This is a genomic window from Isoptericola sp. NPDC057559 (assembly GCF_042801555.1).
In the GTDB taxonomy this organism is placed as follows: domain Bacteria; phylum Actinomycetota; class Actinomycetes; order Actinomycetales; family Cellulomonadaceae; genus Isoptericola.
In genome coordinates this window covers 425,969-444,461 of record NZ_JBHVFQ010000002.1, presented here as the reverse complement: position 1 = coordinate 444,461, position 18,493 = coordinate 425,969, and the positions used below count along the sequence as shown (strand labels likewise).

General features: G+C 73.9%; 14 protein-coding genes and 1 pseudogene. 6 read left to right on the top strand and 9 right to left on the bottom strand.

The genetic code is table 11. From position 1 onward, the window contains the following. Positions 1 to 95 (top strand): annotated as a pseudogene (locus ACFU5J_RS05020) (glucosamine-6-phosphate deaminase); the annotation flags it as partial. Between the two features lie 237 nt (positions 96 to 332). Next, a complete protein-coding gene (locus ACFU5J_RS05015; protein WP_430578023.1) occupies positions 333 to 2,204 on the top strand; it encodes an exo-alpha-sialidase in 1,872 nt (623 codons plus the stop codon). A gap of 83 nt (positions 2,205 to 2,287) precedes the next feature. Here the strand turns inward: ACFU5J_RS05015 and ACFU5J_RS05010 are convergent, their stop codons facing one another. Further along, the gene (locus ACFU5J_RS05010) at positions 2,288 to 4,855 is read right to left on the bottom strand and encodes an ATP-dependent Clp protease ATP-binding subunit (RefSeq protein ID WP_430574279.1); all 2,568 of its coding nucleotides are present in this window, start codon (positions 4,853 to 4,855) and stop codon (positions 2,288 to 2,290) included. Positions 4,856 to 5,062: 207 nt separating this feature from the next. On the opposite strand from ACFU5J_RS05010, the gene ACFU5J_RS05005 reads away from it, so the two are divergent. Both ACFU5J_RS05005 and ACFU5J_RS05000 read left to right on the top strand, forming a co-directional pair. After that, positions 5,063 to 5,761: a hypothetical protein gene (locus ACFU5J_RS05005; protein WP_430578022.1), complete on the top strand. Its 699-nt coding sequence runs from the start codon at positions 5,063 to 5,065 to the stop codon at positions 5,759 to 5,761. A 211-nt stretch (positions 5,762 to 5,972) separates the two neighbouring features. Beyond that, positions 5,973 to 6,854, top strand: a complete 882-nt coding sequence (locus tag ACFU5J_RS05000) for a universal stress protein (RefSeq protein WP_430574277.1) — start codon at positions 5,973 to 5,975, stop codon at positions 6,852 to 6,854. Between the two features lie 12 nt (positions 6,855 to 6,866). On the opposite strand, the gene ACFU5J_RS04995 is transcribed toward ACFU5J_RS05000, so the two are convergent. The 7 genes from ACFU5J_RS04995 to ACFU5J_RS04965 form a co-directional block, all read right to left on the bottom strand. Next, complete coding sequence (locus tag ACFU5J_RS04995; protein WP_430574276.1) at positions 6,867 to 8,105, bottom strand: cystathionine gamma-synthase; 1,239 nt, start codon at positions 8,103 to 8,105, stop codon at positions 6,867 to 6,869. Positions 8,106 to 8,130: 25 nt separating this feature from the next. Then, on the bottom strand, positions 8,131 to 9,540 hold the full coding sequence (locus tag ACFU5J_RS04990; protein ID WP_430578021.1) for a cystathionine beta-synthase: 1,410 nt from the start codon (positions 9,538 to 9,540) through the stop codon (positions 8,131 to 8,133). 45 nt (positions 9,541 to 9,585) lie between these two features. Further along, a complete protein-coding gene (locus tag ACFU5J_RS04985) occupies positions 9,586 to 11,622 on the bottom strand; it encodes an ABC1 kinase family protein (RefSeq protein WP_430578020.1) in 2,037 nt (678 codons plus the stop codon). A 121-nt stretch (positions 11,623 to 11,743) separates the two neighbouring features. Beyond that, the gene (locus ACFU5J_RS04980; protein ID WP_430574273.1) at positions 11,744 to 12,214 is read right to left on the bottom strand and encodes a hypothetical protein; all 471 of its coding nucleotides are present in this window, start codon (positions 12,212 to 12,214) and stop codon (positions 11,744 to 11,746) included. Between the two features lie 122 nt (positions 12,215 to 12,336). Next, entirely contained in the window at positions 12,337 to 13,650 is a 1,314-nt protein-coding gene (locus ACFU5J_RS04975; RefSeq protein ID WP_430578019.1) for an oligosaccharide MFS transporter, read from the bottom strand. Then, a complete protein-coding gene (locus ACFU5J_RS04970; RefSeq protein ID WP_430574271.1) occupies positions 13,650 to 14,666 on the bottom strand; it encodes a family 43 glycosylhydrolase in 1,017 nt (338 codons plus the stop codon). Before ACFU5J_RS04970 ends, ACFU5J_RS04975 begins: the two co-directional genes overlap by 1 nt. Before the next feature lie 196 nt (positions 14,667 to 14,862). Continuing rightward, a complete protein-coding gene (locus ACFU5J_RS04965) occupies positions 14,863 to 15,474 on the bottom strand; it encodes a pentapeptide repeat-containing protein (RefSeq protein ID WP_430578018.1) in 612 nt (203 codons plus the stop codon). 37 nt (positions 15,475 to 15,511) lie between these two features. Here ACFU5J_RS04965 and ACFU5J_RS04960 point away from each other — a divergent pair, with 37 nt between their 5' ends. Together ACFU5J_RS04960 and ACFU5J_RS04955 are read left to right on the top strand one after the other, a co-directional pair. Further along, positions 15,512 to 16,093 carry an alpha/beta family hydrolase gene (locus ACFU5J_RS04960; RefSeq protein WP_430574269.1) on the top strand — a complete coding sequence of 194 codons (582 nt, stop codon included), beginning with the start codon at positions 15,512 to 15,514 and terminating at the stop codon, positions 16,091 to 16,093. Positions 16,094 to 16,261: 168 nt separating this feature from the next. After that, on the top strand, positions 16,262 to 17,593 hold the full coding sequence (locus ACFU5J_RS04955) for an ABC transporter substrate-binding protein (protein ID WP_430578017.1): 1,332 nt from the start codon (positions 16,262 to 16,264) through the stop codon (positions 17,591 to 17,593). Positions 17,594 to 17,676: 83 nt separating this feature from the next. Here ACFU5J_RS04955 and def read toward each other — a convergent pair whose 3' ends face one another. Continuing rightward, the gene (gene def / locus ACFU5J_RS04950) at positions 17,677 to 18,363 is read right to left on the bottom strand and encodes a peptide deformylase (RefSeq protein WP_430578016.1); all 687 of its coding nucleotides are present in this window, start codon (positions 18,361 to 18,363) and stop codon (positions 17,677 to 17,679) included. Positions 18,364 to 18,493 lie beyond the last annotated feature (130 nt).

Sequence of the window (18,493 nt, the reverse complement as noted above, 5' to 3'; positions counted from 1 at the left end):
CGGTGCTGGTCGACGACGCGGCGGCCTCGCGGCTGCAGCTGGGCGACTACTACCGCCAGACCTTCGCCTCCAAGCCGGACTGGCAGGGCCTGTGACCCGGAGGGCCCGGCCGCACGGCCGGGCCCTCCGTCGTCCGGCCGCCCCTCCGTCGTGAGGCCGGCCGCGGCGCACCCCGCCGCCGCGGCCGCGCGACTCCTTGACCCCGTCGCGACCTGCGGCTACGTTCAGGACGTCAGACATCTGACATCACTTCTCTAGCCCGGCAGTGCCGCCGACGCGACCGCTCGCACCGGTCCGGCGGCCCGCACCCGGGCCCCACCGGAAGGAACGGCATGCTCGGACACCTCCGCAGACCCGGCGCCCTCACGGTCGCCGCCACGCTGGCCCTCGCGATCGGGGGCACCGTCGTCCCCGCGACCACCGCCACGGCACACCACGCGACCCTCGCCCCCGACCACGACGTCGCCGACCCCACGGGCGGCCCCGGCAGCTACCGCGAGGAGCAGCTCGCCACCAACGGCGAGGGCGGCTTCCCCAACTACCGCATCCCCGCGCTGACCGTGACCCCCGGCGGCGACGTCCTCGCCTCGTACGACGGCCGCCCGACGGCGATCGACGCCCCCGGTCCGAACTCGATCCTCCAGCGGCGCTCCACCGACGGCGGCGCCACCTGGGGCGAGCAGGAGGTGGTCGCCGCGGGCCGCACGTCGGCCCCGGTCGAGGGCTTCTCCGACCCGAGCTACGTCGTCGACCGCGAGACCGGCGACGTCTTCAACTTCCACGTGAAGTCGTACGACCAGGGCTTCGGCGGGTCGCGCCCCGGCACCGACCCGGACGACCGCGGCGTGCTGCACGCGAACGTCTCGACCTCCACCGACGACGGGCACACCTGGAGCCACCGCACCATCACCGCGGACGTCACCGCCGACCTCGGCTGGCGCTCCCGCTTCGCCGCGTCGGGCCAGGGCATCCAGCTGCGCTACGGCGAGCACGCCGGGCGGCTGCTGCAGCAGTACACGATCATCGACGCCGCCGGCCAGTTCCGTGCGGTGACCGTCTACTCGGACGACCACGGCGACACCTGGCAGGTCGGCACCCCCGTGGGGACGGGGATGGACGAGAACAAGACCGTCGAGCTGTCCGACGGCCGCGTCATGCTCAACTCGCGCGACTCCGCCCGCTCCGGCTTCCGCAAGGTCGCGTACTCCACGGACGGCGGCGTCACGTACGGCGAGGTGACCGTCGACCGCGAGCTGCCCGACCCCGCCAACAACGCCTCGATCGTCCGCGCCTACCCGAACGCCCCGCAGGGCTCCGACAAGGCCAAGGTGCTGCTGTTCTCGAACGCCGCCTCGCAGAGCTCGCGCTCCAACGGCACGGTCCGCATCAGCCACGACGACGGCGAGACCTGGCCCGAGGCCCGCACGTTCCGGGCCGGCAGCATGTCGTACTCGACCCTCGCGACCCTGCCCGACGGCACCGTGGGGCTGCTCTACGAGCCCGGGGACGGGATCCGGTTCGCCACGTTCGACCTCGACTGGGTGCTGTCGGCGCCGGTCGTCACCCCCGGGGAGATCGACGTCACCGGCGGCACGCTGACGAACCCCCAGGACACCTGGGCCGTGGGCGACACGCTCCGGTTCACCTACACCGTCCGGAACGTGTCCGGGGCGACCACCACCGTGGTGCCGACCGGCAACCTCGCCGGGCTCGACCCCGCCGACGGGGCCCCGAACTGCCGGTGGCGCGGCCTCAGCGGCAACGACCGCTACACCTGCACGTCCGCGCACCACGTGGTCACCGCCGAGGACCTCGCGGCGGGCGGGTTCACGCCCACCACCACGTGGACGTCGACGTCCGGCGAGACCGTCACCACCGTCGACCTCGACGGGCCGCGCGTCGCCTTCCCCGCCCCGGCCTGGGACGCGTCCCGCGCGTACGGCGCGGGCGACGAGGTCGGGTTCGGCGGCTCCACGTGGCGCGCGTCCTGGTGGACGCGCGCCGAGGAGCCGGGCAGCACCACGACCGGCTCGTGGCAGGAGATCGTCGTCGACGACGCCGGCCGCACCGTCTGGACGCCGAGCCGCGTGTTCCACCAGGGCGACGTCGTCACCCACGACGGCGCGGCGTACACCGCGCGCTGGTGGACGCGCGACCAGGAGCCGGGCCGCTCCGGCAGCGGCCCCTGGCAGGCCGCGGACTGACCGGCCACGCGCACGACGAGGGCCCCGGATCCTGGTGGATCCGGGGCCCTCGTCGTCGACCGTCAGGTCAGGGGGTCAGCGCGTCACTCCGCGCCGGCCTGCATCTGGCCCGTCGGGGGCAGGTCGTGCACCGACACGCCGGCCGGGGCGTCGAGCGCCGCCGTCGCGCCGACCGAGACCGGCCCGCGCTCGTGCTCGCTCTTCGGGACCCCGCGGAAGGTGAACTCCCCGAGGATGCCCTCGCCCACGCCGTCGACCAGCACGAGCTCGCCCGACTTGATCTCGCCGAACAGGATCTTCTCGGACAGGGTGTCCTCGATCTCCCGCTGGATCGCCCGCTTGAGCGGACGGGCGCCGAGCACCGGGTCGTAGCCCTTCTCCGCCAGCAGGTGCTTCGCCGCGGGCGTGAGCTCGATGCCCATGTCCCGGTCGCGCATCCGCTTGTTGAGCTTGGCGATCTCCAGGTCGACGATCTCGATGATCTCGTTCTGCGAGAGCTGCGGGAACACCACCACGTCGTCGACGCGGTTGAGGAACTCCGGCCGGAAGTGCTGCTTGAGCTCCTCGTTGACCTTCGCCTTCATGCGCTCGTAGGAGGTCACCAGGTCGCCGCCGGCGTTGAAGCCGGTCTGGACGCCCTTGGCGATGTCCCGCGTGCCGAGGTTCGTGGTCATGATGATCACGGTGTTCTTGAAGTCGACCACCCGGCCCTGCGAGTCGGTCAGGCGACCGTCCTCGAGGACCTGCAGCAGCGAGTTGAAGATGTCCGCGTGGGCCTTCTCGACCTCGTCGAACAGGACCACCGAGAACGGCTTGCGACGCACCTTCTCCGTGAGCTGGCCACCCTCGTCGTAGCCGACGTACCCGGGGGGCGAGCCGAACAGCCGCGACACGGTGTGCTTCTCCGAGAACTCGGACATGTCGAGCTGGATCAGCGCGTCCTCGTCCCCGAAGAGGAACTCGGCGAGCGCCTTGGCCAGCTCGGTCTTACCGACGCCCGTGGGGCCGGCGAAGATGAACGAGCCACCGGGACGCTTCGGGTCCTTGAGGCCGGCACGCGTGCGGCGGATCGCCTGGGACAGCGCCTTGATGGCGGTGTCCTGGCCGATGACGCGCTTGTGCAGCTCGTCCTCCATGTGCAGGAGCTTGGTGGACTCCTCCTCGGTGAGCTTGACGACCGGGATGCCGGTCGACATCGCCAGCACCTCGGCGATGAGCTCGTCGTCGACCTCCGCGACGGAGTCGAGGTCGCCCGACTTCCAGGCCTTCTCCTTGTCGGCGCGCTGGGCGGTGAGCTGCTTCTCCTTGTCCCGCAGCCCGGCGGCCTTCTCGAAGTCCTGCTCGTCGATCGCCGACTCCTTGTCGCGGCGCGCCTCGGCGATCTGCTCGTCGAGGGCCTTGAGCTCCGGCGGCGCCGTCATGCGGCGGATCCGCAGGCGCGCGCCCGCCTCGTCGATCAGGTCGATCGCCTTGTCCGGCAGGTACCGGTCGTTGATGTACCGGTCGGCGAGCTGCGCGGCGGAGACCAGCGCGGAGTCCGTGATGGACACGCGGTGGTGCGCCTCGTAGCGGTCGCGCAGGCCCTTGAGGATCTCGATGGCGTGCTCGAGCGACGGCTCGTTGACCTGGATCGGCTGGAAGCGGCGCTCCAGGGCCGGGTCCTTCTCGACGTACTTGCGGTACTCGTCGAGCGTGGTCGCGCCGATGGTCTGCAGCTCGCCGCGGGCCAGCATCGGCTTGAGGATGCTCGCCGCGTCGATCGCGCCCTCGGCGGCACCCGCCCCGACGAGGGTGTGGATCTCGTCGATGAACAGGATGATGTCGCCGCGCGTGCGGATCTCCTTGAGCACCTTCTTGAGGCGCTCCTCGAAGTCGCCGCGGTAGCGGGAGCCCGCCACCAGGGCGCCGAGGTCCAGCGTGTAGAGCTGCTTGTCCTTCAGCGTCTCGGGCACGTCGCCGCGCACGATGTCCTGGGCGAGGCCCTCGACGACGGCCGTCTTGCCGACGCCCGGCTCGCCGATCAGCACGGGGTTGTTCTTGGTGCGGCGGCTCAGCACCTGCATGACGCGCTCGATCTCCGTCGAGCGGCCGATGACCGGGTCGAGCTTGCCCTCGCGCGCGGCCTGGGTGAGGTTGCGGCCGAACTGGTCGAGGACGGCGGAGCCGGACGGCTGCCCCTCCTGCGGGCCGCCGGCGGCCACGGGCTCCTTGCCCTGGTAGCCGCTCAGCAGCTGGATGACCTGCTGGCGCACCTTGTTCAGGTCGGCGCCCATCTTGGTGAGCACCTGGGCGGCGACACCCTCGCCCTCGCGGATGAGGCCGAGCAGGATGTGCTCGGTGCCGATGTAGTTGTGCCCGAGCTGCAGCGCCTCGCGGAGCGACAGCTCCAGCACCTTCTTGGCGCGCGGCGTGAACGGGATGTGCCCGCTCGGGGCCTGCTGGCCCTCGCCGATGATCTCGGTGACCTGGGTGCGGACGCCGTCGAGCGAGATCCCCAGCGACTCCAGGGCCTTCGCGGCGACGCCCTCACCCTCGTGGATGAGACCGAGCAGGATGTGCTCGGTACCGATGTAGTTGTGGTTGAGCATCCTTGCCTCTTCCTGAGCAAGGACGACCACCCGACGGGCTCGGTCGGTGAATCTCTCGAACATGTGCTGCTCCCTCACGAGCGGCGTTACCTGCACCCCGTCGGAATGACGGCTACAGCCTGACCGCTACGACTCTATGCGCTCCCAACTCGCCGAAGCCCCTCGGTAAGCCCATGTTCGCCAGGGGCGTGACGGCGTGCCACGTTGCCAGCCGCGGGGGGAGCGGTCCACGCTCGGGGAGAGGCGGTCGTCGCCAACCAGGGGGTACCGATGGACGAGATCGAGCAGCAGCCGGGGACGTCGGGGGGCGGGAGCCCGCGGGCCTGGAACGGGGACGACGCCCGCCTGGCGCAGTTCTCCGGGGTCGTGGCCGAGGTCCGCGACCCCCTCACCTGGGGACTCGACCTGGAGGACGAGTCCCTCACCGGGCACGCGGACTCCGACGACCCGACGTGCGAGCGGTTCGTGCGCGCCTACCGGTCCTTCACCGGGGAGGCGCTCGAGGTCGAGACGCTCCGTACCCGGGTGCCGGAGGACGACGTCGAGGACGTCGTGCGCGCGGCGTGCAGCGGCGCCCTCGCGGCCCCGCTGCACGCGGACATCGCCGCACCCGTCGAACCCGACCCGTCGGGCGCCGCGGGCGGCCCCGTCGGCGGGACGCCCGACTTCGCCGACTCCTTCCAGGACTACCGCAGCGCCATGCGCGCCCTGGTCGCCGAGGTCGACGAGGCGCCCCTCGGCACCGGCACGTTCGCCGTCGACGGCGAGGACACCCCGTGCGTGCGCGTCACCGCCCGCGACACCACCGCCGTGTACGTGGCCGCGGCCGACCGCGCCCTCGTGGTCACCGGCCCGGCGGACCTGGTCGACCAGGTGCAGGTCGTGACGCAGCCGGTGGACGACCTGCTCACGGGCGGGCCCGGCCGCGGCCGCGGCAACCAGGACGCGCCGCCGCCCGCGGACGACTGAACCGCGGGCCGACCCGCGGGCCTGCGGCGGCGGCCCTCACGGCGGCCCCCTGCAGGCCCGGGCGGCCGGCCCGGCGGGCGTCACGACGCGGGCGCGTGATCGATGTCCCGGCGCCCCGCCCTGACGTGCGGCGGGGCCCGCCCTATCCTGCAGACGAGGGCGCGTCGTCCGCGACGGGCGGCGCCACGCGACGAGAGAGTCGGGGTGACCGATGCGCGGCATCGTGGTCGGGGTGAACGGGTCGGCCGAGTCGGACGAGGCCCTGGACTGGGCGATGGGCGAGGCCGCGTCGGCCGCCGTGCCCCTGACGGTGGTCATGGTCACCGCGGGCGCGGGCAAGGGCGCCGACGACGCCGCGCACGAGGTGGCGCTCGCGCCGGCGCGCGAGGAGGCGCAGGGGCTGCTCGACGCCGCCCGCGGCCGCACGGGCCTGGAGGTCGACGGGTCCGTCGTCGCCCGGCCGGGGCCCGCGGCCGACGCGCTGCTCGAGCTCGGCGCCGACGCCGACATGCTGGTCCTCGGTCGGCGACGGCGCGGCCGCCTGGGCCGCGCGGTGCTGGGCTCGGTGTCCACGACGGTCGTCGAGCACGCCCGCGTGCCCGTCACCGTGGTGCGGCACGGCGACCCGGCCGGGGAGCCCGAGGACGACGCGGCCGCGGACGGCGGGTCGCCGCGCATCGTCGTGGGCGTCGACACGTCGGCCCCGAGCGTGGCCGCGCTGCGGCACGCGTGCGAGGTCGCAGGGCGCACGGGCGCGTCCGTCGAGGCGATCTTCGCCTGGCAGATCACCACGCTGGCCCCGCTGCCCGGGTCGTGGGGCTGGGCGCCGCCCATCGAGGACTACGAGAAGTTCGCCACCGACTCCCTCGCCGAGGCGGTCCGCGCCGCCGGGGCGACCCTGCCGCCCGAGCGCCTGGTGCGGCGCATCGTGCACGGGCAGGCCGCCAAGCAGCTCGTGCTCGCGGCGCAGGGCGCCGAGCGGCTGGTCGTCGGGGCGCGCGGCCTCGGCGGCTTCGACCGCCTGCTGCTCGGCTCGGTGAGCCGCCAGGTGCTCGACTTCGGCCCCTGCCCCGTCACCGTGGTGCGCGGCTGACGCCCGCCGCCGTCAGGCGAGCGCCTGGTCGAGGTCCGCGACCAGGTCCTCCACGTCCTCGATCCCGACCGAGAGGCGCACGAGGTCGTCCGGGACCTCGAGCGACGTCCCGGCGACCGAGCCGTGCGTCATCCGGCCGGGGTGCTCGACGAGGGACTCCACGCCGCCGAGCGACTCGGCGAGCGTGAAGACCCGCGTCCGCGCGCACACGTCGAGCGCCCTCGCCTCGCTGCCCGCCCGGAACGAGACCATGCCGCCGAAGCCGCGCATCTGCCGGGCGGCGACCTCGTGCCCCGGGTGGGACGCGAGGCCCGGGTAGATCACCGCGGCCACCGCGGGGTGCCCGGCGAGGAAGTCCGCGACCGCGGCCGCGTTCGCCTGGTGGCGGTCCATGCGCACGGCGAGCGTCTTGAGCCCGCGCAGCGTGAGCCAGGCGTCGAACGGGCCCGCGACGGCGCCCGAGGAGTTCTGGTGGAAGCCGACGGCGCCGGCGACGTCCGTGCCCCCCGCGGGCGACTCGAGGCCGCCCGGCAGCACCGCGCCCGCCCCGACGACGAGCGCCCCCCCGACGACGTCGCTGTGCCCGCCGATGTACTTGGTCGTCGAGTGCACGACGACGTCGGCGCCGAGCGCGAGCGGCTGCTGCAGGTACGGGGTGGCGAACGTGTTGTCGACGACGAGGAGCGCGCCCGCCTCCCGCGCGACGCCGGCGAGCGCCGCGAGGTCGCTGACGCCGAGCAGCGGGTTGGTGGGCGTCTCGACCCACAGCACCCGGGTCTCGGGCCGCACCGCGGCGCGGACGGCGGCGACGTCGGTGAGGTCGACAGGCGTGTGCTCGATCCCCCACGGGCCGAAGACCCGGGCGATCAGCCGGTAGGTGCCGCCGTACGCGTCGTCGGGCACGACCACGTGGTCGCCCGGGCGCAGCACCGCGCGCAGGAGCGTGTCCTCGGCGGCCAGGCCCGAGGCGAACGCGAACCCGCGGGCGGGCGCGTCGAGCCCGCCCGACTCCGCCGCGGCGAGCGCCTCCTCGAGCGCGGTCCGCGTGGGGTTGGCCGACCGGGAGTACTCGTACCCGCCGCGCAGGCCGCCCACGCCGTCCTGCTTGTACGTGGAGACCTGGTGGATCGGCGGCACCACGGCGCCCGTGGTCGGGTCCGGGTCCTGGCCGGCGTGGATCGCGCGCGTCGAGAAGCCCGTCGCGGTCCAGTCGGGGTGCTCGCCGCCGTGCTCGCTGCTCGTCGTGGTCACCCGGCCAGCGTACGCACGAGCGTGGTCACCGGCCCGCGACGAACCCGAGGAGGTCGTGCCGCGTGAGGACGCCGACCGGGTCGCCGTCCTCGACGACCAGCAGCGCGTCGTCGTCGTGCAGCGCGGCGCGCACGGCCTCGACCCCCTCGCCGGCGCCGATGAGCGGGAAGCGCGGCTGCATGTGCGCGTCGACGCGGTCCGCGAGGCCCGCGCGGCCGGCGAACACGGCGTCGAGCAGCGCGCGCTCGCTCACGGCGCCCGCGACCTCGCCGATCTTCACCGGCGGCTCGGCCCCGACGACCGGCATCTGCGAGACGCCGTACTCGCGCAGGATCTCGATCGCGTCGCGCACCGTCTCGCTCGGGTGCGTGTGCACGAGGTCGGGCAGGCGCCCGTCCTTCGCGCGCAGGATGTCGCCCGCGGTGACGCCCTGCTCGTCGGGCAGGAAGCCGTACGAGCGCATCCACGTGTCGGAGAAGATCTTCGAGAGGTACCCGCGCCCCCCGTCCGGCAGCAGCACGACGATCACGGCGCGCGCCGCCGCGGCCGCGTCCTCGTCCTCGAGCCGACGCGCGAGGCGCAGCGCCGCCTGGACCGCCATCCCGCACGACCCGCCGACCAGCAGGCCCTCCTCGCGGGCCAGCCGCCGGGTCATGGCGAACGAGTCCGCGTCGGTCACGGCGATGACCTCGTCCGGCACCCGCGGGTCGTAGGCCGCGGGCCAGAAGTCCTCCCCCACGCCCTCGACGAGGTACGGGCGGCCGTCGCCGCCGGAGTAGACCGAGCCGGCGGGGTCCGCTCCGACCACGCGCACCCGGCCGCCGTCGGCCGCCGCGCGGTCCGTCGAGACCTCCTTGAGGTAGCGGCCCGTGCCCGTGATCGTGCCGCCGGTGCCGACGCCCGCGACGAAGTGCGTCACGCGGCCGTCCGTGTCGGCCCACACCTCGGGGCCGGTGGACTCGTAGTGCGACAGGGGCCCGTTCGGGTTGGCGTACTGGTCGGGCTTCCACGCGCCGGGGATCTCCGCGACCAGCCGGTCGGAGACCGAGTAGTAGGAGTCGGGGTGGTCGGGCGGCACGGCGGTGGGCGTCACGACGACGCGCGCGCCGTACGCGCGCAGCACGTCCCGCTTGTCCTCGCTGACCTTGTCCGGGCAGACGAACACGCAGTCGTAGCCCTTGAGCTGCGCGACGAGGGCGAGGCCCACGCCCGTGTTGCCCGACGTCGGCTCGACGATCGTGCCGCCCGGCCGCAGCGCGCCCGAGGCCTCCGCGGCCTCGATCATCTTCAGCGCGATGCGGTCCTTGACGGAGCCGCCGGGGTTCACGTACTCGACCTTGGCGAGGATCGTCGCGCTCAGGCCCTCCGTGACACGGGTCAGCCGGACGAGCGGGGTGTGCCCGACGAGCTCGGAGATGTGCTCCGCGTATCTCATGACCCGATCATGCCCCGGTCCGACGGCTCCGTCACCGCCGGGCGCTCACCAGCGGTCGCGGGCCGTCCCACGGAACGCTGACACCAGCACCCGCACCGCGAGCACGGTCCCGACGAACGCCAGGGCCGCGCCGAGCACGGTGAACCACGACAGCTCGGGCGCGAGCATCGGGCCGCCGTCGGCGACGAGGAGCACGACGGCGCCGACCACCGCGCCCACGGCGACGAGCGTCATGATCACCTGCTGCACGAGCCCGGAGAGGAAGGCGCGGTCGGCGGGGTCGGAGAACGCGCGGACGGTGACCGTGAAGCGCCCCTCCTCGAGGTCGCGGAGCAGGCCGGTCACCCGCCGGGGCAGGCGCTCCAGCTCGGGCGCGAACCCGAGGAGCTGCTGGGTGGCCTTGCGCCGGACGGCCTCGGGCGTCACCAGGCGGGACAGCAGCGGCCGCCCCTGGGTGCGGGCCGCGGCCACGAGGTCGTAGCCGGGGCACAGCAGGTCGAGGGTGCCCTCCAGCGAGGCGAAGGTGCGGAACGCGGCCGCGACCTGCGGCGGCACCGCGATGCCCGCCGACGTCACCAGGCGCACGAGGGCGGCGAAGACGGCCCCGGCGCCGGCCCCCGCGCGGAACCGGAGCACCAGCTGCCCCACGTCCCGCTCCAGCCGACGCGCGTCGAGCCCGGCGGGCGCGTCGAGCAGCTCCAGCAGGGCGTCGGTCGCGGCGATGGCGTCGTCGCCCTCGATCGCCAGCAGCAGCGCGCCGAGGGCGATCCGCTCGGGCTCGCCGAGGCGGCCCACCGAGCCCATGTCGAGCAGCGCCAGTCCGCCGTCGGCCGTGACGAGCACGTTGCCGGGGTGGAGGTCGGCGTGGAAGGTGCCGGCCACCAGGAGCTGCTCGAGCGCGGCGCGCAGCATCCGGTCGGCCAGGTCCGCGCGGGTCGCGTCGTCGAGCGCGGCGAGGAGGTCCTGGGCGCGGCCGACGGGGACGCCGTCGAGCCGCTCCAGGACGAGCAGCGTGTCCCCCGACGGCCCGTCCACCACCTGCGGCACCACGACCAGCGGGCCCGACGACGCGTCGTCGTGCGTCACCACGTCGAGCGCGGCGCGCAGGGCGCGCGTGTTCTCCGCCTCGACCGCGTAGTCCAGCTCCTCGCGCAGCGAGGCGGCGAACCCGTCCGCCAGCGCGACCACGCCGAGCGCGCGACCCCACGCCGTGTCCCGCTCCACGCGGCGGGCGAGGCGGCCCAGGATCGCGAGGTCCACGGCCACCTGCTCGCGCGCGCCGGGGCGCTGCACCTTGACCACGACCTCGCGCCCGTCGAGCAGCCGCGCCGCGTGCACCTGCCCCACGGACGCGGACGCGAGCGGACGCGGGTCGAACGCGGCGAACACCTCGGCCACGGGCCGGCCGAGTCCCGCCTCGACCAGCGGCTCCACCTGCTCCCACGGGGCGGGCGGCACGTCGCTCTGCAGCGTCGCGAGGGTCTCGGTGATCGCGTCGGGCAGCAGGTCGCGGCGGGTGGAGAGCATCTGCCCGAACTTCACGAAGGTGACGCCCGCGTCGGTGAGCGTGTCCCGCAGCCCGACGGCGAGCCGGTGCACGTCCGACCGCGACGCCGTCCCGACGCCGGCCCCGCGCACCCGTCCGAAGGCTCCCCCGAGCCCGTGCCGCACGGCGATCGCCACGACCTGCGCGTACCGGCGCGTCTCGCGGCGGCCCTGCCGCAGCCGCCGCACCGCGCGCCACGGCGTGGGCAGCGTGCCCGTGGGCACCAGCAGCTCCAGCACGAGGAGCACGCACAGCCCCAGCACGAACGCCCACGCGAACACGACGGCGATCGCGACGAACGCGACCCCCGGGTCCACCGCCAGCACGCCGTCGTCGTCCCACCACCCGGCGGCGCGCAGCCCTCCGGTCAGGGCGGCCGACGCGCCCGTGATGGCGACGAGCGACACGAGCGTCGCGCGGATCCACCCGACGGGCGCCCCCATCACGCGCCGCGCCGTCCAGGCCAGCAGCACGAGCATCGCCACCGTCGACACGAACGCGAAGATCCCGCCGACCACCCCGCCTACCGCGTCCATGCCAGCTCCATGGCGCCCACTCTTCCGGACCCGACCCGCCGCCGTCGTGCCGAACAGGCGGTTGCGCGCGTCCTGAGCTCTCAGAACGTGCGCAACCGCCTGCTCGGCGCTCGTCCGCGGGTCAGGCGCGGGTGGCCCAGGCGGCCAGCGTGAGGGCGACGACGTCCTCGGCGAGCGCGGCCGGGAGGTCGGGCCAGCCGCGCCGGGCGACGGAGGCCCGCCAGGCGGCGCCGGCGCCGGTGCCCACCGCGCCCCCGACGGCGCCGGCCAGCCCGGCCGCGACGGTGGAGGCCGCCGTGGCGTGGTGCCGGACGGCGAGCAGCAGCCCGCCGGCGGCGCCGCTCCCGGCGCGGACGTCGGGCCCGGGCGGGTCGAGGCGGCTGGGCGCGGTGGGGAGCTTGTCCCCGACGAGCTCCCCGGCGACGGCGAGGCCGGCGACCAGCCGCAGCACGCCGGCGGGGCGGCGCAGGCCGTGGGTGGGGAGCCGGTGGGCGGGGGCCGGGCCGAGCAGCGGGGCCGCGACGCCGAGCGTCGAGCGCGACCCGGCGGCCAGACCCAGCGCCAGCGCGCGGACGACGAGCGGTGCGGTCATGCGCCCACTGTGGCACCGGCGGGCACGCACCGCGCGCCCGCCGCCCAAGATGCCGAGCAGGCGCTTGCGCACGTTCTGAGCCTCCAGAACGTGCGCAAGCGCCTGCTCGGCGAGGGTGGGTGTCAGCCGGTGACGGCCTGCGGCACGGGGGGAGCGCCGCTCGGCGGGACGTGGCGACGGTCGTCCCGCATGAGGAACCCGGCGATCACGGTCACGACCACGACGACGCCGCTCATGATGAGGTACGACGTCGAGAAGCCGACGGCCTCGTACGACAGGCCGAAGACCCACGAGAAGATGAAGACGCCGACCTGCTTGGCCGTGTTGAAGCCGATCATGTACGCGGTCGCGGAGATCCGGACGTCGAACATCCGGGTGAGGTACTTCATGACCGACACAAGCATGAGGGGCATCTCGAGCGCGGCGAGCAGCCGCCACACGATGAGCAGCTCGGTCGAGGTGAACAGGGCCGAGCCGACCACGCGGACCACGAGGACGAGCGCGAACAGCTGCAGCCCGCGCTTCGCGCCGATCTTGTTGATGACGAACGGCATCGCCACCATGACGGCCGCCTCGAGCAGGATCTGCACGAACACGACGCGGGAGAACAGCACCTGCGGGTCCATGCCGCCGGTGACGTGCTGCCCGAAGTAGATGGCGTACTGCTGGTCGAAGACGTCATAGAGCGCCGCGGTACCGAACATCAGCACCATGAAGCCGACGAACGACCGGTTGCGCAGCAGAAGCTTGAGGGAGTCCTTGCTGACCTTGGGTCGGGAGTCCGCGCCGTCCGGCTCCGCGGCCGCGGACACGTCGGTCGTCGGCGTGCGGGCGACGAAGAGCAGCGCGCCGAGCACGATCGCGGAGAACGTCCCGACCCACCAGATGTTGTCCGGGTTCGCCGCCCAGATGAAGCCGCCGACGAGGGACGCCGTCGCGCCGGCCAGGGAACCGAAGAGCCGCACGTGCCCGTACTCGAACCCGTTGGCGCGCGACGCGCGCTCGTTGAAGGCCTCGACCACGCCGACGCCGGAGTTCAGCACCAGCGAGAGGAAGATGCCGCCGACGACGGCGCCGACCACCTGGTTGAACGCCACGACCGGCGGCAGGACGAACGCGAAGAACGGGCCCATGAGCGCGCCCATGACCACGACGAACGCGAAGAGGTTCTTGCGGAACCCGAGCCGGTCCTGCACGTACCCGTAGAAGGGCTGCAGGCACAGCGCGGTGAGCGCCATCATCGACTGGAGCAGGCCGATGTTGCCCTCGGTCATGCCGAGCTGATCGTTGAGCCACGGGGCGAGGAACGTGAACACGAGCTGCCAGCTCGCGAAGTAGAAGAAGAACAGACCGCCGTAGTTCCAGAACACGATCTTCTTCAGCGACTCCCTCGCCCGGGGGGTGGCGGTCTCGGGCGCCGCGGTGGTGGTGCTCATCAGAAGGCTCCGTCGGCGGGGAGGACCTCGGTGGAGGTGGGGGTCGGGCGGGTGTCGGCCACGGGCGTGCCCCACACGGGGTGGCCGTCGGCGTCGAAGGGCAGCACCTGCGCGCGGGCGTGCCGGTTGGGGTCGCGCAGCGGGTCGCCGACGATCTCGGTGTAGGTCCGCGCGTGGTAGACGAGGACGGCGTCGCCGTCGGGCGTCTCCGTGAACGAGTTGTGGCCCGGTCCGTACTGGCCGGCGGCGGGGTCGGAGACGAAGACGGGCTCGGGGCTCTTGGCCCACGACGCGGGGTCGAGGAGGTCCGCGCCGGCGTCGGCGGTGAGCAGGCCCATCGCGTAGTCGATGCCCGTGGCGGCGCCGGAGTAGGTGAGGAGGACGCGGCCGCCGCGGACGAGGACGGACGGGCCCTCGTTGACCCAGAAGCCCCGGGTCTCCCAGTCGAACTCGGGGTGCGTGAGCTCGACGGCGGGCGTCGCGAGGGTCCACGGGTTCGCCATGCGCGCGATGTAGAGGTTGGAGTGCCCCTTGACGTCGGGGTGCTGCTGCGCCCACACGAGGTACTGCGCGCCGCCCGTCACGAAGCTGGTGGCGTCCAGCGCGAAGGACTCCCAGCCGGTGTCGACCTGGCCGCGCTCCACCCACTCGCCGTCGAACGGGTCGTCGGCGGCGTTCTCGAGGACGAAGACGCGGTGGTTGAAGGTGTCGTCCGTGCCCGGCACGTCCACGGTGACGGACTCGTCCGGCGCGGCGGCGTAGTAGACGTACCACTTCCCGTCGACGCGGTGGATCTCGGGCGCCCAGATCAGGTGCGACTGCGGACCCTCGGCGTGCCGCTCCCAGATGGTGACCTCGTCGGCCGCCTGCAGGTCCTCGAGCCGCTCGGCGCGGCGCAGCACGATGCGGTCGTACCGCGGGTGGGAGCCGGTGAAGTAATAGGTGCCCTGGTGCCGGAGCACGCACGGGTCGGCGCGCTGCAGCACGATCGGGTTGACCGTGACCTGATCCGTCATTGGGTGTCTCATCCTCCGGTGTCCTGCACTGGTCCGGCGTCGGCTCAGCGGGTGCTGCTCCACAGGCGAATGTAAACGATGTAAACGGGCGGTCGCGGTGACGTCCGAGACACCTGCCGGAGGATCGGCGCCATGACCTGGGCGGGGGCGGCGACGATGTGACGAGGCCCACGCCCCGGGCGCGGCCGAGGACGGGTCAGGGCGTGACGACGAGCCCCAGCGCCTCGGCCAGCACCACCGCCTGGGCGGGGTCGACGACGGCGCCCGCCAGCCGCGCCGCGCGCGGGTCCAGCGCCGACAGGTCGCTGCCGCGCAGGACGGCGCCGCTCAGGTCGACGTCGGTCAGCTCCGCGCCCGACAGGTCGACGCCCAGCACCGTCGCCCCGGACAGGCGCGCGCCGTCGAGGTCGGCCTCGCGCATCCGCAGGTTCTCCAGGTGCACGCCCGCGAGCATCGCCCGCCGCAGCGTCACGAAGGACCAGTCCCCCCGCTCCGCGCGCAGCAGGTCGAAGCGGCAGTCGTCGAAGCGGGAGCCCACCAGCTTGCAGCGCTCGAACCGCGCGTCGAACAGGTTGGCGCGGCTGAACGTGCACCCCGTGAACGCGCACTCCGTCCACGCCGAGGCGTTGAACCGCACCCCGCGGAACGTGCACCGGTCGAACGTCGCGCCGGTGGCCGTCACCTCGGTGAGGTCCACCTCGACCAGCTCCACCTCCTGGAGCACCAGGCCGGACAGGTCCCGCCCGTACCAGTCCTCGCCGCGCACGCTGCTGCCCGGCTCGATGCCGCCCGGCTCGATCTCACCCATCCCCCGGACGCTACCGGCGGCTTGCGACACTGGACCCGTGCCATCCACGACGACGCCCCGAGGCCTGGTGCTCACCCCCGGCGCGGGCGCGAGCCGCGACCACCACACGCTGGTCGCGGTGGAGCGCCGGCTCGCGGACGCCGATCCGCCGCTGCCGGTCGAGCGGGTCGACTTCCCGTACCGGCTGGCGGGCAAGCGGATGCCGGACCGCCCGCCGGTCGCGGTCGCGCACCTGCGTGCGGAGGCGGAGCGGTTCGCCGCCGAGCTGGGCGCGGGCACCGACGCGCTGCTGCTGGGCGGCCGGTCGTACGGCGGCCGGATGTGCTCGATGGCGGTGGCGGAGGGTCTGCCCGCCGCCGGGCTCGTGCTGCTGAGCTATCCCCTGCACCCGCCGGGCAAGCCCGAGCGGCTGCGGGTCGAGCACTTCCCGGGGCTCCACGTGCCGGTGCTGTTCGTGTCCGGCGACCGCGACCCGTTCGGCACGCCCGCGGAGCTGGCCGAGCACGCCGCGGCGATCCCCGGCCCCGTCACGACCGTCACCCTCCCCGGCGCGCACGACGTGCGCGGCAAGGACGACGACGTCGCGGCCGCCGTCGCGGACTGGGTCCGCACGCTCTGACGCGCCCTGCTCGCACCCTTCGCGGGTGGCCGGAGAGCGCCCGGGTCGTGACCCAGGTGTCCACCGAAGCGCGTTTTTGTCCGGTTCCGCTCGACCCGACCTCCCCCCTGCCAGCATCGCGGGTGTCCAGACCGTCGTCCGACGGCACATGTGTGCAAGGAGGCCCTCATGTCCACGAGTACCGACAGCCCGCGCGCGCCGCGGCCGCGCGTCGGCCGCCTGCGTCGCCGCCCGGGCGTCGCGCTCCTCGCCGTCGGCGCCCTGGTGGCGCTCGGCGCCTGCAGCGGTGGCGACGGCTCCGCCGGGGGCGACGACGACGTCACGCTCACGTTCGCGTGGTGGGGCGACGCGTCGCGCGCCGAGCGGTACGAGAAGGCGATCGACCTGTACGAGGAGAAGAACCCCCACGTCACGATCCAGTCGTCGTACGCGTCGTTCGCCGACTACTGGACGTCCCGGAACACGGAGGCCGCGAGCGGCAGCCTCCCGGACGTGTTCCAGATGGACGTGTCCTACCTGTCCCAGTACGGCGGCAGCGGGCAGATCGCGGCGCTCGACGACTTCGCCGAGGACGGCACGATCGACATCTCGACGTTCCCGGAGAACGTCATGCCGGCGGCGAAGGTGGACGGCAGGCTCGTCGGCATCCCGACGAGCACCGGCGGCATCGCCAACTTCTTCAGCACGGGGCTGTTCGACGACCTCGGCGTCGACGTCCCCGCCGGCGACCTCACCTGGGACCAGTACGACGACGTCCTGTCGCAGGTCGGCGCGGCCGGCGCGGACCACGACCCGGAGGTGAACGGCTCCACGCAGTACGTGCAGATCCTCTCGGTGTTCGAGATCTGGCTCGCCCAGCACGGCAAGGCCCTCTACACGCCCGACGGCGCCCTGGGCTTCACCGAGGCGGACCTGGCGGAGTGGTGGCAGCGCGCGACGCCGCTGTTCGCCGACGGCGGGTTCGTCGACCCGAAGCGGGCGGAGCAGCTGAACGGCGCCGACGTGCTCGGGGCGGGGGTCACCGCGAGCGAGCTGAGCTTCTACAACTTCCTGGTGCGGTTCTCCGAGGGCAGCGCGGGCGGGGAGTTCGCGATGCTGCTGCCCCCGGCCGACGACACGGCGAACCGCGGGCTCTACCTCAAGCCGTCGCTGGAGCTGTCGATGTCCGCGACCACGGAGCACCCCGAGGAGGCGGCGAGGTTCATCGACTTCATCGCCAACGACCCCGAGGTGAGCAAGGAGTTCGCCCTGTCCCGCGGCGCCCCGATCTCGCAGCCCGCGCTCGACGCCCTCGAGCCGGAGGGGCTCGACAAGCAGATCCTCGACTACTGGGAGCGGCTCGCCGAGGTGGCGGGCGACACGCCCCCGCCCCCGCCCGAGGGCGCCGGCGCCGTCGAGGTCGAGTTCACGCGCATCGCGCAGGACATCGGGTTCGGCACGACGAGCGTCGACGACGGCGTCAAGGAGTTCTTCTCCACCGCACCGGGGATGCTCGGCTGACGACCCGGGCACGCATCGAGCGTGCTGACCTGTTCCTCAAGAGCGCCGCACGAGGCTCAGGTCAGCACGCTCGATGCGTCGTCTCAGCGGCCGCCCGCGGGCCGGTCGGGGTACTCGGCGGGCCTCTTGCCCAGCTCGACGGCGAGCTCGTGGCGGCCGGCGAGGATGTCCGGCCGCTCCTCGTCGCGCTGGCGCAGGGCGTCCGCCTGCAGGTCGGGCGACAGGTGGTCCCAGTAGAGGGTGCCGTCCAGGTGCTGCGCCTCGTGGATGAAGGCGCGCGCCAGGAACCCGCTGCCCGACAGCTGCACGGGGCCGCCGTGCTGGTCCACGCCGCGGACCGTGGCGGCGCCCGGCCGCTCCAGCGGCTCGTACGCGCCGGGCACGGACAGGCAGCCCTCGTCCTCGGTCTCCGGCTCCGCGTCGAGGTCCGTCTCGAGCACCGGGTTCACGACGTGCCCCACGTGCCGGTCGCCCCGCTCGTCGGTGACGTCGTAGACGAACAGCCGGATGCCGACGCCCACCTGCGGGGCCGCGAGGCCCACGCCCTCGGCGTTCTCCATCGTCGCGAACATGTCGTCGATCAGGCGCGCGAGCTCCGGGGTGGAGAACTCCTCGACCGGCCCGGCCGGGGAGTGCAGCACGGGCTCGCCGATCTCGGTGATCCGCAGCACGCGGCCGCGCGCGGCCTCCGGGGCCTGGGCGGGGTACGGGTCCACCGGCTCGCCCAGCAGGTACGTGGTGGGCCGACGACGACCGAAGCTCCAAGCCATGCCGCCGAGGATACCGGCGGGCCACCAGGCGCCCGGCGCCGTACGGACCGCCGCGACGGTGCCGGACTCGTGGTTCTCCCCCATCGGCGTCATACCGCAGGGGGACCCGGCCCGACGACGGATCCGCTCG

Coding starts and splice junctions, on each gene's coding strand:
- ACFU5J_RS04955 (WP_430578017.1), top strand. CDS start 16,262: ATGTCCACGAGTACCGACAGCCCGCGCGCGCCGCGGCCGCGCGTCGGC.
- ACFU5J_RS05000 (WP_430574277.1), top strand. CDS start 5,973: ATGCGCGGCATCGTGGTCGGGGTGAACGGGTCGGCCGAGTCGGACGAG.
- ACFU5J_RS04970 (WP_430574271.1), bottom strand. CDS start 14,666: ATGACGGATCAGGTCACGGTCAACCCGATCGTGCTGCAGCGCGCCGAC.
- ACFU5J_RS05010 (WP_430574279.1), bottom strand. CDS start 4,855: ATGTTCGAGAGATTCACCGACCGAGCCCGTCGGGTGGTCGTCCTTGCT.
- ACFU5J_RS04985 (WP_430578020.1), bottom strand. CDS start 11,622: ATGGACGCGGTAGGCGGGGTGGTCGGCGGGATCTTCGCGTTCGTGTCG.
- ACFU5J_RS05005 (WP_430578022.1), top strand. CDS start 5,063: ATGGACGAGATCGAGCAGCAGCCGGGGACGTCGGGGGGCGGGAGCCCG.
- ACFU5J_RS04980 (WP_430574273.1), bottom strand. CDS start 12,214: ATGACCGCACCGCTCGTCGTCCGCGCGCTGGCGCTGGGTCTGGCCGCC.
- def (WP_430578016.1), bottom strand. CDS start 18,363: ATGGCTTGGAGCTTCGGTCGTCGTCGGCCCACCACGTACCTGCTGGGC.
- ACFU5J_RS04975 (WP_430578019.1), bottom strand. CDS start 13,650: ATGAGCACCACCACCGCGGCGCCCGAGACCGCCACCCCCCGGGCGAGG.
- ACFU5J_RS04990 (WP_430578021.1), bottom strand. CDS start 9,540: ATGAGATACGCGGAGCACATCTCCGAGCTCGTCGGGCACACCCCGCTC.
- ACFU5J_RS04965 (WP_430578018.1), bottom strand. CDS start 15,474: ATGGGTGAGATCGAGCCGGGCGGCATCGAGCCGGGCAGCAGCGTGCGC.
- ACFU5J_RS05015 (WP_430578023.1), top strand. CDS start 333: ATGCTCGGACACCTCCGCAGACCCGGCGCCCTCACGGTCGCCGCCACG.